General features: G+C 38.4%; 11 protein-coding genes. 10 read left to right on the top strand and 1 reads right to left on the bottom strand.

Going from position 1 to position 14,867, the window contains the following annotated elements:
* Positions 1–154: 154 nt before the first annotated feature.
* From ftsE to ACXAE4_RS02475, 7 genes are all read left to right on the top strand, one after another.
* Positions 155–841, top strand: a complete 687-nt coding sequence (gene ftsE / locus ACXAE4_RS02445) for a cell division ATP-binding protein FtsE (RefSeq protein WP_013085414.1) — start codon at positions 155–157, stop codon at positions 839–841.
* Positions 831–1,721, top strand: a complete 891-nt coding sequence (gene ftsX, locus ACXAE4_RS02450) for a permease-like cell division protein FtsX (protein ID WP_014457813.1) — start codon at positions 831–833, stop codon at positions 1,719–1,721. The genes ftsE and ftsX overlap by 11 nt, the downstream gene beginning before the upstream one ends.
* A 160-nt stretch (positions 1,722–1,881) precedes the next feature.
* Positions 1,882–3,090, top strand: coding sequence for a murein hydrolase activator EnvC family protein (locus ACXAE4_RS02455; protein WP_028412031.1), 1,209 nt, complete (start codon positions 1,882–1,884; stop codon positions 3,088–3,090).
* A 173-nt stretch (positions 3,091–3,263) separates the two neighbouring features.
* On the top strand, positions 3,264–4,703 hold the full coding sequence (locus tag ACXAE4_RS02460; protein ID WP_028412032.1) for a S41 family peptidase: 1,440 nt from the start codon (positions 3,264–3,266) through the stop codon (positions 4,701–4,703).
* Between the two features lie 162 nt (positions 4,704–4,865).
* Positions 4,866–6,056, top strand: coding sequence for a PDZ domain-containing protein (locus tag ACXAE4_RS02465; protein WP_028412033.1), 1,191 nt, complete (start codon positions 4,866–4,868; stop codon positions 6,054–6,056).
* Positions 6,057–6,076: 20 nt separating this feature from the next.
* The gene (locus ACXAE4_RS02470) at positions 6,077–6,307 is read left to right on the top strand and encodes a DUF2198 family protein (protein WP_205689522.1); all 231 of its coding nucleotides are present in this window, start codon (positions 6,077–6,079) and stop codon (positions 6,305–6,307) included.
* Between the two features lie 315 nt (positions 6,308–6,622).
* Complete coding sequence (locus tag ACXAE4_RS02475; protein ID WP_475235395.1) at positions 6,623–7,537, top strand: proline dehydrogenase family protein; 915 nt, start codon at positions 6,623–6,625, stop codon at positions 7,535–7,537.
* 64 nt (positions 7,538–7,601) lie between these two features.
* On the opposite strand, the gene ACXAE4_RS02480 is transcribed toward ACXAE4_RS02475, so the two are convergent.
* Positions 7,602–9,263 (bottom strand): sigma-54 interaction domain-containing protein, encoded by a 1,662-nt coding sequence (locus ACXAE4_RS02480; RefSeq protein WP_475235397.1) that lies wholly within the window; start codon positions 9,261–9,263, stop codon positions 7,602–7,604.
* Positions 9,264–9,598: 335 nt separating this feature from the next.
* Between ACXAE4_RS02480 and uvrB the strand changes: the two genes are divergently transcribed.
* The 3 genes from uvrB (at position 9,599) to ACXAE4_RS02495 (ending at position 14,860) form a co-directional block, all read left to right on the top strand.
* The gene (gene uvrB / locus ACXAE4_RS02485) at positions 9,599–11,578 is read left to right on the top strand and encodes an excinuclease ABC subunit UvrB (RefSeq protein WP_033580416.1); all 1,980 of its coding nucleotides are present in this window, start codon (positions 9,599–9,601) and stop codon (positions 11,576–11,578) included.
* A gap of 6 nt (positions 11,579–11,584) precedes the next feature.
* Positions 11,585–14,461, top strand: a complete 2,877-nt coding sequence (uvrA, locus tag ACXAE4_RS02490; RefSeq protein WP_475235400.1) for an excinuclease ABC subunit UvrA — start codon at positions 11,585–11,587, stop codon at positions 14,459–14,461.
* An 87-nt stretch (positions 14,462–14,548) separates the two neighbouring features.
* The gene (locus ACXAE4_RS02495) at positions 14,549–14,860 is read left to right on the top strand and encodes a hypothetical protein (protein ID WP_013059730.1); all 312 of its coding nucleotides are present in this window, start codon (positions 14,549–14,551) and stop codon (positions 14,858–14,860) included.
* The last annotated feature ends 7 nt before the right edge of the window (positions 14,861–14,867 follow it).

Raw genomic sequence — 14,867 nt, forward strand, 5'->3', positions numbered from 1 at the left:
GTAATATTTTTGGGGCTTATTTTCACGAAGAGTGATGTTATAATGAGAAAGCGCGTGAGAAGAGTCGAATTTTTGGTTTGAATTGTAGAGTTTTGTCGTATTTTGACAAGTTTTACATAGTATTAAAATAACACACTTGATTAGGTGATTACTTATGATTGAAATGCAAAATGTATATAAAACGTATCCGAACGGTGTAAAAGCAATCAATGGCATTAGCATCAAGATTAATCAAGGTGAGTTTGCTTATATCGTAGGACCAAGTGGAGCAGGAAAATCCACTTTTATTAAAATGATGTATCGTGAAGAAAAGCCTTCTTCAGGAAATATCATTGTAAACGGTGCAAATGTAGCAAAAATAAAAGATAGCAGAGTTCCTATCTTTAGACGTCATATTGGTGTAGTCTTTCAAGATTTCAAGCTGCTTCCAAAATTAACGGTCTATGAAAACATTGCTTTTGCACTAGAAGTAATTGAGCAAAGTCCCGAAGAAATTAAAAAGCGAGTGCTAGAGGTGCTAGAGCTTGTTAAGTTAAAGGGTAAAATGGATTCTTTCCCTGATGAATTATCTGGAGGAGAGCAGCAGCGTGTGTCTATTGCGCGTTCAATTGTGAATAGTCCTAAGGTTGTCATCGCCGACGAACCGACAGGGAACCTTGATCCGGAGACTTCATGGGAAATCATGGATATTTTTGAGGAGATTAATAAACGCGGTACGACTATTTTAATGGCAACGCATAACCGTGAAATTGTAAATACAATTCGAAAGCGCGTAATTGCGATTGAAAATGGAAATGTTGTGCGTGATGAAGTAAGAGGTGAATACGGATATGAAGGCTAGGACATTCGGTCGCCACTTACGTGAAGGATCTAAAAGTTTAGGAAGAAACGGCTGGATGACATTCGCATCTGCAAGCGCGGTTACCGTGACGCTCTTGCTTGTAGGCGTATTTTTTATGTTGATGATGAATTTAAACCACATTGCTAAATTGATTGAAAATGATGTGGAAATTCGCGTTCACGTTGATGCTGCAGCGACAGCGGATGATCGAAAAGCAATGAAAGAAAAGCTAGATGCAATTAAGCAAGTTGATACGGTGACGTTTTCTTCTAAAGATAAAGAGTTAAAAGATTTAATTAATAGTATGGGTGATGAAGGACAAGCTTTTGAACCGTTTGAGCAGCAAAACCCATTAAATGATGTGTTTGTTGTTAAAACAAAAGAGCCGACTGATGTCGCAAAAGTAGCTAAACAAATTGAGAAATATCCGTATGCAGCAAAAGTTCAATACGGACAAGATCAAGTTGAAAAGTTATTTAAAGTGCTGAAAGTAGCTCGTAATATCGGAGTAGTACTGATTTTAGGGCTTCTATTTACAGCGATGTTCCTCATTTCAAATACAATTAAAATTACGATTGTAGCTCGCCGTGAAGAGATTGAAATTATGCGCTTAGTTGGAGCCACAAACTCCTTTATTCGCTGGCCGTTCTTTATTGAAGGTCTGTTTTTAGGAGTGCTTGGTTCTATTGTGCCAATTGCTGTTATTATCGGTGTGTACAGCGTTTTATATAATGAAGTTCAGCCTAAGTTCGATGGATTCTTTGAACTTTTACCTGCTTTTCCATTCGTGCTTCAAGTATCGCTATTACTACTTGTAATTGGTGGTCTAATTGGGATGTGGGGAAGTACATTATCCATCCGTAAATTCTTACGAAAATAAAGATAGATTTTTAACATAATAGATTATAACAACCTCACATTTGATGTTTATCAGATGTGAGGTTGTTGTGTAATTACAGATAAAAATAGAAAAAAGTGCTAATGGGGGTCTTGCTAATGCCCGTTTATACGGGGAAATATGTGCAAATGGGGAGAAACAAATGACACGTAAGACATTAGTAATGACAGCAGCAGTTTTAGTTGGACTAGGTACAGCTTGGATAGGTAATGAAAAAGTTGCTTATGCAGAAAGTGCCAGCACTACTAAACTCAGTGATTTAGAGAAAAAAAGTAACGATGTGAACCAAAATATTAATCAAAATAAAGAGAAATTAAAAGAAGTTCAAGAACAGCAAAAAAACGAAGAAGCTGAGATTGCGCGTTTGGATTCAGAAGTCGGACAGACAAATGCAGACATCCGCAGCCGTGAAGCTGAAGTAGAAAAAGCAAAGCAAGACATCGAAAAGCTGAAAAATGAAATTGACGTTGTAAAAAAAAGAATTGAAAAACGAAATGAGCTATTAAAAAAGCGTGCTCGTGCTTTACAAGAAAACGGCGGGTCTGTAGATTACATAGATGTACTGCTAGGCTCTGAAAGCTTCGGAGACTTTATTAGCAGAGTGAGTGCGGTTTCGACAATTGTAGGGGCTGACCGCGATTTGTTAATGCAGCATGAAGCTGATAAAAAGGCAAAAGAAGAGAAAGAAACAAAAGTTCAAAACAAGCTAACGGAAGTAAATCAAGCGCTTGAAGAACTTAAAAATCTTCGCTCGCAGCTGCAAAAACAAGTGGATGAAAAGAATCACCTCATGCAAACGCTCAAAGATCAGGAAAAAGAATTTAATGAAGAAGCCGTTGGATTAGAAGAGCAAGCTTCTATTTTAGCCGATCAAAAAAATGCAGCACAAGCTCAACAGCAAGAAATTGAAAAAGCCGGGGCAACAGAGGAGGCACCACCTGTTACAAGCGGGTCGTTTATGAGGCCGGCAAAGGGCCCGGTAACATCTCATTTTGGATATCGAGAAACGTTTGGAAGAGGACATTACGGTATTGATATTGGAAAGCGAGGAGAAAGTGTGCCAGTTGTAGCCGCAGCAAGCGGAAAAGTAATTAGAGCATATCATTCTTCTTCTTTTGGTAATGCCGTATTTATTCGTCACAATGTCGAAGGTCAGACGTGGGTTACAGTTTATGCTCACTTAGAGAGCTACAGCGTCTCAAGTGGTCAATCTATCAATAAAGGTCAACAATTAGGTTATATAGGGAACACAGGACGTTCGTTTGGTGCTCACCTGCATTTTGAATTGCATAAGGGCGATTGGAAAGGCAAAAGCTCTGCTGTAAACCCTGAACGTTATATTAAATTTTAAGTTCCTAGCATACGTGGTACAAGCTCAACATATAGTTTAACAAAAAGGCATCGCACTTGATTTGTGTGGTGCCTTTTGCTACAAATAACACATGCATCCTTTTTATTACATAGTTTTGGTTGTATCTATTATAATAAGAAGAGATGGCTTAAGGTTGAGGAGGATGAAAGAACTTGAATCGGAAAATCGTTGCACTATTAATGGCACTCTCCTTAGTTGTTGGAGCAGCAGGTACATATTTTGGCATTCAGTATGCAAATGCTGGAACGGTCAGTACCCCCCTTACAACTTCTTCAAATGATAGTAAAGTGGAAAAGGAAGAGCTAGACAAAATCAAGCAGGCTTACGAACTGATATCTTCAAAATATTACAAAGATGTAGATGACAAAAAATTATTAGATGGCGCAATCCAAGGAATGGTACAAACCTTAGGAGACCCCCACTCATCTTACATGGATAAGAAAACGGCACAGCAATTCACGCAGTCTCTTGATTCATCGTTTGAGGGGATTGGTGCTGAAGTAAGCATGGTAGATGGAAAAGTAACAATCGTAGCTCCGTTTAAACAATCTCCTGCGGAAAAAGCAGGATTAAAACCAAATGATCAGATTTTAAAGATCGATGGTAAAAGTATCGCGGGTCTTGAATTGAATGAAGCGGTATTAAAAATTCGCGGTAAAAAAGGCTCTACCGTGACATTAGATGTTCAAAGACCAGGCGTGAAAGAAACGATGAAAGTAAAAGTTGTAAGAGATGAGATTCCAATTGAAACCGTCTATTCTTCTGTTAAAAATGTAAACAATAAAAAAATTGGTTACATGGAAATTACGTCATTCTCTGAGTCAACGGGAGACGAATTTACGAAACAGTTGAAAAAACTTGAAAATAAACATATTGATGGTTTAGTTCTAGATGTTCGTGGAAATCCTGGTGGCTATTTAACGAGTGTTGAAAAAATGCTCGATAAATTAGTAACGAATAAAAAGCCATACATTCAAATTGAAGATCGTAACGGTGAACGTCAAAAAGTGGTTTCTTCAATGAAAAAGCAAAAGGATTATCCAATTGTGGCCTTGATTGATGGAGGAAGTGCATCTGCTTCTGAAATTCTTGCCGGGGCATTAAAAGAAGCAGGCGGATACAAGCTAGTCGGTGAAAAATCCTATGGAAAAGGAACGGTTCAACAAGCTGTTCCAATGGAAGACGGCAGTAATTTAAAATTAACGTTCTATAAATGGCTAACGCCTGATGGAAACTGGATTAACGAAAAAGGTATAAAACCAACGGTAGAAGTCAAGCAGCCGGATTACTATTATGCAAATCCAATTCAAGTTGATAAAAAGCCATTAACACGTGATATGACAGGTGACCAAGTGAAGAATGCTCAAGTGATGCTAAAAGGCCTTGGCTTTGAACCTGGACGTACAGACGGATATTTTAGTAAAGAGACAGAAACAGCTGTAACTGCATTCCAAAAAGCCAATAAGCAAAAAGCTACAGGTGAAATTGATGAAGATACAGCAGCGCTTTTACAAACAAAACTATTAGAAAAAATTAAATCCAAAGATGAAGATCGTCAGCTTCAAACGGCTTTAAAGCTAGCTAGTCAATAAGAAGTAGAAAAAGTTCCGTGCTTTTCCAAAGCACGGAACTTTTTTAGTAAAAACAACATTGTCGGTTAGTGATGCATTTTGATAAAATAAAGAAGCCTATGATACATAACAATCAATCGTAAATGTTGTAATAAAAATGTGAAAAATACAGGTGGTGAAAAAATGGATTTTGCATTAGAGCTTTTAAAAGGTATCGGGCGTTTATTTTTGCACCCGTTAACTTATTTATTTCTGCTCGTCTCGTTTTTTGTAGGTCTTTCTCGCGTCAAGAGAGAGCGTCAGAATTTTCATGTTCGCGTGTTTGATTTTATTTTAGAAGCAAAATATTTATTTTTTCCAGGTATCATTATTGGTTTGATTTTATCCGTTGTTACCGTGTTGCTAGGTGTCTATGTATCTATAGGAACGATTGTACTTGTAGCTGTTTTAACTTTTATCATAAGCGGCCCGTGGACGTTTAAATGGCTTTCTCCTTCTTATACCGTAGGACTGGCTGTGCTTGCGACCTTGCTTATTCCTGCAGCTGGTTTCGGTGAAGGATTTATTCAAACGTGGTCTGTGCAAGCTCATAACGCAGATTTACCTTCTCTTACTATTTTAATGTCGCTGCTTGTATTAGCAGAAGGATATTTAATTTGGAAGTTTGGAGCAAAAGGTACGTCTCCAGCCATTGTGAAAAGTAAAAGAGGGCAGGAAATTGGGGCTCATTATTCTCAAAAATTATGGGTTGTTCCGCTTTTTGTCTTAATTCCAGGCAGCGCCATTACGTCTGTGTTTCCATGGTGGCCTGTGTTATCTATTGACGGAACATCATTTAGCCTGTTTTTTGTTCCTTTTGCTATCGGTTTTTATCAGCGAATTCAAAGTATGGTTCCGTTTAAATCTATTGAATTTACCGGTAAGCGTGTATTAGCATTAGGCGTGGGATTAACGATTATTACAATTGCTGCTATTTTTTATCCTCCTGCCGCTGTCGCTGTTGTTATTCTAGCGATCATAGGAAGAGAGTGGATTCGTTTGCAGCAGCGTCGAAGCGATGAAAAAGCGCCCGCACTATTTACTAAGCGTACACAAGGTTTGGTTGTGTTAGGAATCATCCCTCATTCTCCGGCAGAGAAAATGGGTTTGAAAGTAGGAGAAGTGATTATTAAAGTAAATGGAATCGCTATATCTGAAGTCCATAAATTTTATGAAGCATTACAAGTGAATAACCGTGCTTTTTGTAAGCTAGAAGTTATTGACGAAAATGGAGAAGTTCGCTTTACTCAGCGAGCATTGTATGACAACGAACATCATGAACTAGGTATTTTGTTTGTACACAATTATACAAAACGTAATTCACAAGCTGGTTAAAAGACGGATAAAAAGGAGAAATGTTTGTGGAAGTCAAAACGATTGCCGCAGTTTTTCTACCCGCCATATTGCTTGTTCTGTTTGCTAGAGTAACATATAACCTATATGTTGCCACAGCGCTGACGCTTTTGTTGATAGCTGTTTCTGTATATAAAGGGTACGCAGATTATCCGCTTATTATTTTAATAGATTTACTTTCAGCAGCCATTGGTTTTATATATGCAAAAGGCATGCTAGCAGCTGGAAAATAAAGATTGTTGCTTTGATGATAAGTGAATCGTCCTATTATCAAAACGTACGCAAAAGCTCTCTACGAAATGTGGAGAGCTTTTTTATGTCGAAAAACGAGTTAGAACTCATAACACTGTTGTTACGGTTCCATCGATAAATGAGTATAATTAAATTAATTATACAAATATGTTTGTAAATAAAATAACTTAAACAATTTTGTGTAAATTATTTTAAATACGTGTACAAATATGTAGTTAGGGTATAGAAAAATAAAGAAATTAATCTGAAAATTATATTTATTTTGATTTTTATGAATAAAAGGAGGTTTAGTATCGATGGAAGTGTTAATGAGAACGATGTTTCAGTCGCTTGGCAAAAATCATTCAATGAATAAATTAGCTAAAAAGTATGGATTGCGGATGGGGGCAGCTCGTTTTGTTGCTGGAGACTCAATTGAATCAGCAATTCAAACATCCAAGGAGCTTAACAATGGTGGGAAAGTTGTGACACTCGATCATTTAGGCGAATTTGTTTTTACAGAAGAGGAAGCTAGGTTATCTACGGCCATGTGCATTCAGACACTAGAAGCCATTGCAGCATCGGGCGTTCAATCAAATTTATCATTAAAGATGACTTCTTTAGGATTGGATATTAGCAAAGAGCTTTGTATGGAAAATATGCGCAGAATTCTACACACAGCCAGAGTGAATGATATTTTTGTTCGAATTGATATGGAAGACTACTTGCACTGCCAAATCTCCCTTGATATGTATAAAGAATTACGCAAAGAATTTGATAATATTGGAATTGTGATTCAAGCGTATCTTTATCGTACAGAACAAGATATGAATGACTTACATCAATATCAAGCCAATTTACGTCTGGTAAAAGGAGCTTACAAAGAATCGCCAGAAGTATCGTTTCCGGAAAAGAAAGACGTAGATGAAAACTATAAAAAAATCATTAAAATGCATTTATTAAATGGACACTATACAGCTGTAGCGAGTCATGATGAGGAAATGATTCAGTATACAAAACGATTAGTAAGAGAAAACGGCATTTCAAATGATCAGTTTGAGTTCCAAATGCTTTATGGAATTTGCGTAGAGCTACAGGATCGTCTGGTCAAAGAAGGATATAAAGTCAGGGTTTATGTTCCTTACGGAATTGATTGGTTTGTGTATTTCATGAGACGCCTAGCCGAACGCCCCGCCAACGTATGGTTCGTATTAAAAAATTTCTCCAAATAAGTTCAGTCCAAGAAACATAAAAAATTCGACACAAGTATCCTGAGCTTCGTGTCGAATTTTTTAATTAGTTTAATCCGTATTCTTTGATTTTGTTATAAAGGGTGCCGCGCGAAATGCCAAGCAGATCTGCTGCTGCACTTTTGTTTCCATAGGTTTTTTGAAGAGTCTCTTCTATTAGCCTAGCTTCTTGGAGAGAATCTTCTTCTTTTTGAACTTCTGTGAAAGAACTGGCATCCTTCAGATTGTCAGGAAGGTGCGTAAGGGTAATCAACGACTGATCACTAAGAAAAATCATTCGTTCAATCGTATTTCTCAGCTCGCGAATATTTCCTGGCCAATCGTATTGCATAAAGGCTTCGAGAACTTCAGAGCTGATGAAAGGAGCCTTCTTTTTATACTTTTTACTAAATTCCTGTACAAATTGCTGCGTTAATGCTTCAATGTCTTCTTTATGGTCTCGAAGCGGCGGAATGATAATATTAATGACGGTCAACAAATAGTAAAGATTTTCATGGAATTCACCGGCTTTTAGCAACTCTTCCAAAGGCGTCGTAGTAGAGGCTACAATTCGGGTTTGGACTTGAATTTCTTCCGTGCCTCCAACGTGATAAAAGGCTCGTTCTTCCAAGTAACGGAGAAACTTAACTTGAATTTCAAGAGGCATTTTATCAATTTCTTCAATAAATAACGTCCCGTTATGAGCCTGCTCCAGTTTTCCTGCAATGGTCGTTGGATCTTCTGAAAAGACGTCTTTTTGATGACCAAAGAGTTCAATTTCCAGAAGTCCAGATGGAATAGTGGCGCAATTTAAAGATAAAAAAGGTTCTTTATGTTTGGATTCCCCGTAGTGGATGGCCTGAGCCAGCATTTCTTTCCCAGAACCAGGTTCTCCTGTTAATAAAATAGGCATATCTGTAGATGCCACTTTTTTGGCAATGTCAACGGCTTGCTTAATTTCAGGACTGATACCCGCAAAAGAAGAAAATGGATTATCTTTCGGAATGAGAAGAGATACATCAATTTCTTCATTTAGTCTTACAATATTGGTAATGTCATGTTCGGTTGCGACTCCACCTATGACTCGGTTGTTTCTTATAATAGGAGATGCATTGATGAGCACGTGAGTTTGTTCATTAGGACGATGATACGTTCCGCGCACAGGACGCCCTTCATTTAGAATCGTATGTAGAATGATGGATTCATCTTTAAAATGCTCTCCGATTTTTCTACCAATAATATCATCTCTCTGAATCTTATACGTATGTTCCGCAGCAGTATTCCACAAGATTACATTTCCTTCATGATCGACCGCTGTCACTGCATCATTAATGGTTTCTGCCAATGTATCAAAATAGGAAGCTAATATCTCATTTTGGCTATGCAAATGTGTAATCCACTGTGAAGGTGTTACAAGTCCTATTGTGGTTTCTTGGTTTTCTGCTTGAATGAGGACTGGTCTATTCCAGTTTGTGTTGGCTTGTAAATTGGCTAACGTAGAAGTAGAAGATGAAGGCCAATTTGTGTCCGCTATTACTTTTTTAATGGACGATGCCTCGTCATGACCTGTTAAAAGGTATCGTTCATCTTTTTGTATTACATAAAAGGTACTTGCTGTGACTACAACGAAATCATAGTTGGAAAGTTCAGATTTCACTTTAGCTAAAGAAGTTGATTCTTCAACTGTTATAAAGGAGTTATTTATAAGAACTTGATCAACGCTTGCCATACTAAACCCCTCTCAGTACATATTTTTTATACTGTATCATAATTTAGAAATTGGCGCAAAAGCCTATCCTTTTCAGACAATTAGGCAGCTTACTTTCTTTTATTGCTTTCATCTAAAGAGTTGTATTCCCCTCGAAAAGGGTAGTATAAGAATTTAGTGGGTAATAAAGTAACAGGGTAAAAAATCAAAACAAACAAACACTATATAAGATTAATACTCATTAGTTTCATTTATGAGTATAAAGTGATAAAATACGAATATCAGTTCGTGTTTTCGGTTTTTACATATCGTAATAAAAATAGATAAAACAAGAAAATAGAAACGGAGGCCTTCATTTGAAAGATCAGTTTGAATTAGTATCCCCATATCAACCGCAAGGTGATCAGCCAAAGGCAATTGAAAAGATTGTGAAAGGAATTAAAGAAGGTAAGCAGCATCAAGTTTTGTTAGGTGCTACAGGAACGGGAAAAACCTTCACTATGTCTAATGTTATTAAGGAAATAAATAAGCCAACATTAATTATGGCTCATAACAAAACGCTTGCTGGTCAATTGTACAGTGAGTTTAAAGAGTTTTTTCCTAATAATGCAGTCGAATACTTTGTCAGTTACTATGATTACTATCAGCCTGAAGCTTATGTACCTCAAACAGATACATTTATTGAAAAAGATGCAAGCATTAATGACGAGATTGATAAACTTCGTCACTCAGCAACTTCTGCTCTTTTTGAACGAAAAGATGTCATTATTATTGCCAGCGTATCCTGTATTTATGGATTAGGGTCTCCGGAAGAATACAAAGAAATGGTCGTATCTCTTCGAGTAGGAATGGAAAAAGAACGCAATCAGCTGCTTCGTACGCTAGTGGATGTACAGTACGAAAGAAACGATATTGACTTCAAGCGCGGAACGTTCCGCGTTCGCGGTGATGTTGTTGAGATTTTTCCTGTGTCTCGAGATGAACACTGTATTCGCGTGGAATTTTTCGGGGATGAAATTGACCGCATTCGCGAAGTCGACGCCTTAACAGGAGAAATTATTGGAGATCGTGAACACGTGGCTATCTTCCCGGCATCTCACTTCGTCACGAGGGAAGAAAAAATGCGTGTGGCCATTCAAAACATTGAAAAAGAACTAGAAGAACAGCTAGAGAAGTTAAAAGAAGCAGGAAAGCTTTTAGAAGCGCAGCGCTTGGAACAGCGCACTCGCTACGACCTAGAAATGATGAGAGAAATGGGATTTTGTTCAGGAATCGAGAATTACTCTCGTCATTTAACGCTTCGTCCGGCTGGTTCTACACCTTATACACTGCTGGATTTCTTCCCGGAAGATTTCCTTCTTGTGGTGGATGAATCCCACGTTACCATTCCTCAAGTTAGAGGAATGTATAATGGAGACCAAGCGCGTAAACAAGTGTTGGTGGACCATGGTTTCCGCTTGCCGTCTGCATTAGATAACCGTCCGCTTAAATTTGATGAATTTGAACAGCATATTAAACAAATCGTCCATGTTTCAGCAACACCAGGTCCTTACGAACTTGAGAAGGCGCCTGAGGTGATTGAACAAATTATCCGTCCAACGGGATTATTAGATCCAAATATTGAAGTTCGACCAATTGAAGGGCAGATTGATGATTTAATTGGAGAAATTCACGACCGGATTAAGCGAAATGAACGAGTGCTCGTCACGACGTTAACAAAGAAAATGTCTGAGGATTTAACGAACTACTTAAAAGAAATTGGCATTAAAGTTCAATATCTTCACTCTGAGGTGAAGACGCTCGAGCGTATTGAAATTATCCGAGAGCTGCGGCTTGGAAAATATGATGTGCTCATAGGGATTAACTTACTTCGTGAAGGTTTAGATATTCCAGAAGTTTCGTTAGTAACCATATTAGATGCGGACAAAGAAGGATTCTTGCGTTCAGAACGATCGCTTATTCAAACCATCGGACGTGCTGCGCGAAATGCTAATGGACATGTCATTATGTATGCAGATCGCATCACAAACTCCATGGACATTGCTATCAATGAGACCAAGCGTCGTAGAAGTATTCAAGAAGCTTACAACGAAGAGCATGGTATTACACCGACAACGATTCAAAAAGAAGTTCGAGGCTCAATTCGTGCAACAGTAGTAGCAGAAGATACAGAAACGTATGAAGAAGCACCGGCATTTGATAAACTCAATAAAAAAGAAAAAGCAAAGCTCGTAGAAGAAATGGAACAAGAAATGAAAGAAGCAGCCAAAGCGCTTAACTTTGAACGCGCAGCTGAGCTTCGTGACTTGATTCTAGAATTAAAAGCGGAAGGGTGATAAAACATGGCGATGGAAAAAATCGTGGTAAAAGGTGCACGAGCCCACAATTTGAAAAATATCGATATTGAAATCCCGCGAGACAAATTAGTGGTATTAACAGGGTTGTCAGGTTCTGGTAAATCTTCTTTAGCTTTCGATACAATCTATGCTGAAGGACAAAGACGTTATGTCGAGTCACTTTCGGCGTATGCAAGACAGTTTTTAGGTCAAATGGATAAGCCAGATGTAGATTCGATCGAAGGATTGTCGCCTGCTATTTCAATCGATCAAAAAACAACGAGCCGAAACCCTCGTTCAACCGTCGGAACTGTGACCGAAATCTATGACTATTTGCGCCTTTTGTTTGCTCGTGTAGGAAAGCCGATTTGTCCTAATCATGGAATTGAAATTACGTCTCAAACGATTGAGCAAATGGTAGATAGAATTTTAGAGTACCCTGAACGTACAAAACTTCAAGTACTGGCCCCTGTGGTATCTGGCCGAAAAGGCACCCATGTAAAAGTATTAGAAGATATTAAAAAGGAAGGGTACGTTCGCATTCGAGTAGACGGAGAAATGCGTGAAATAACAGAAGAAATTGAACTGGAAAAAAACAAAAAGCACTCCATTGAAGTAGTGATTGATCGCGTTGTTGTCAAAGAAGGTGTAGCCGCTCGTTTGTCGGACTCTTTGGAATCAGCTCTTCGCCTTGGAGATGGGAAAGTAATTATTGATGTAATAGGTGAGGAAGAATTACTTTTTAGCGAGCATCATGCTTGTCCAAAATGTGGCTTCTCCATTGGAGAACTTGAGCCCCGCATGTTTTCATTTAATAGTCCGTACGGGGCGTGTCCAACGTGTGACGGGTTAGGAACGAAATTGGAAGTGGATAAAGATTTAGTGATTCCTAACTATGACTTAACACTTCATCAGCACGCTATTGCACCTTGGGAGCCAACAAGTTCTCAATACTATCCGCAGCTGCTTGAAGCCGTATGTACACATTACGGCATCGACATGGATGTGCCGGTTCGAGATATCCCGGAACATTTATTTGATAAAGTATTATATGGCAGCGGTAAAGAAAAAATTCACTTTCGCTATGAAAATGATTTTGGCCAAGTAAGAGAAAATCATATCGAATTTGAAGGTGTGCTTCGGAACGTAGAACGCCGTTATCATGAAACAAGTTCTGATTATATCCGTGAGCAAATGGAAAAATACATGGCTCAGCAAGCTTGTCCAAAATGTAAAGGAAATCGTTTAAAACGCGAAAGCTTAGCGGTGCTTATTGACGAAAAGCATATAGGAGATACAACACGCTTTTCAGTAAAAGAAGCATATGACTTTTTTGAAAGTCTCAGTTTATCTGAAAAAGACATGAAGATTGCGGATATGATACTGCGTGAAATTCGTGAGCGTCTAAGCTTTCTCATTAACGTGGGACTTGATTACTTAACATTGAACCGCTCTGCTGGAACTCTTTCAGGAGGGGAAGCGCAGCGCATTCGCTTGGCTACTCAAATCGGTTCTCGTTTGACGGGGGTTCTTTATATTTTAGATGAACCTTCTATCGGTCTTCATCAACGTGACAACGATCGCTTAATTCGCACAATGCAAGACATGCGCGATATTGGAAATACGTTGATTGTTGTAGAGCATGATGAAGATACGATGATGGCAGCTGATTATTTAATTGATATCGGACCAGGAGCCGGCGTACACGGGGGTGCCGTTGTTTCTCAAGGCACGCCTCAGGAAGTGATGGATGATGAAAATTCCTTAACGGGTCAATATCTATCAGGAGAGAAGTTTATTCCACTTCCAGCCGAAAGACGTTCGATAGATAAAGATCGGATGATTGAAATTATAGGAGCAAAAGAAAACAATTTAAAAAATGTAAAAGCAAAGCTTCCGTTAGGTGTATTCACAGCTGTTACAGGTGTATCTGGATCAGGTAAGAGTACGCTTGTAAATGATATCCTTCACAAATCATTGGCGCAAAAGCTGCATAAAGCAAAAAGCAAAGCAGGAGAACATAAAGAAATCAAAGGCATTGAACATTTAGATAAAGTCATTGATATTGATCAGTCTCCCATAGGCCGTACGCCTCGTTCAAACCCTGCAACCTATACGGGTGTATTTGATGACATTCGAGATGTATTTGCCCAAACAAACGAAGCAAAAGTGCGCGGATATAAAAAAGGCCGCTTTAGCTTTAACGTGAAAGGCGGCCGATGTGAAGCTTGTCGAGGAGACGGTATTATTAAAATCGAAATGCATTTCCTGCCAGATGTATACGTTCCTTGCGAAGTCTGCCACGGCAAACGATATAACCGGGAAACTTTAGAAGTAAAATACAAAGATCAAAACATTTCAGATGTGTTGGATATGACAGTTGAAGACGCGCTTCACTTCTTTGAAAACATTCCAAAGATTAAGCGGAAGCTGCAGACCATTTACGATGTAGGGCTTGGCTATATCACGCTTGGACAGCCGGCCACTACTTTATCGGGTGGAGAGGCCCAGCGTGTAAAGTTAGCTTCAGAGCTTCACCGTCGCTCAACAGGAAGAACGCTGTACATTTTAGACGAACCGACTACCGGTCTTCATGTCGATGATATCGCACGTTTATTAAAAGTGCTTCAGCGTTTAGTTGAAAATGGAGATACAGTTCTAGTGATCGAACATAATTTAGACGTGATCAAAGCAGCTGATTATCTACTTGATTTAGGGCCTGAAGGTGGAGATAAAGGCGGACAAATTGTGGCTACGGGTACGCCAGAAGAAGTGGCGAAAGTAAAAGAATCCTATACGGGCCATTATTTGAAACCAATTTTAGAACGTGACCGTAAGCGTATGGAGAAAAAAGTTGAAAAAGCAGAGGCATTAACTCGTTAAAAGACACCAGCATTGGTGTCTTTTTTATAAAGAATGAAACTTTTTAACTCATTAAAACGTAATACATGATATAAGGAGCTGATTATTATGGAAGGAAATCGCATACTATCTTCCTTAAATTATTTTAGCGTTTTCTTTGCACCATTTTTATTACCTATTATTATTTATTTTGTTGTTCATAACATAGAAGTAAAGAAACATGCAAAAACTGCATTTTTGTCACATTTATTACCTATCGCTACAGCGATATTGTTCTTATTTTTCTTGCTTCCTGCTCTTACTGGCTCTAGTGGAACGGTATTTATTCTTTTAATTGTAGCTTTAGTTGTTGTTTCTTTAGTTAATGTTGTTGTGTTTGTATGGAATATTGTAAAAGGGATACAAATATTAAGCAGATAAAAGTTAA

The sequence above is a fragment of the Priestia sp. ABM2_011 genome (genome assembly GCF_056158845.1).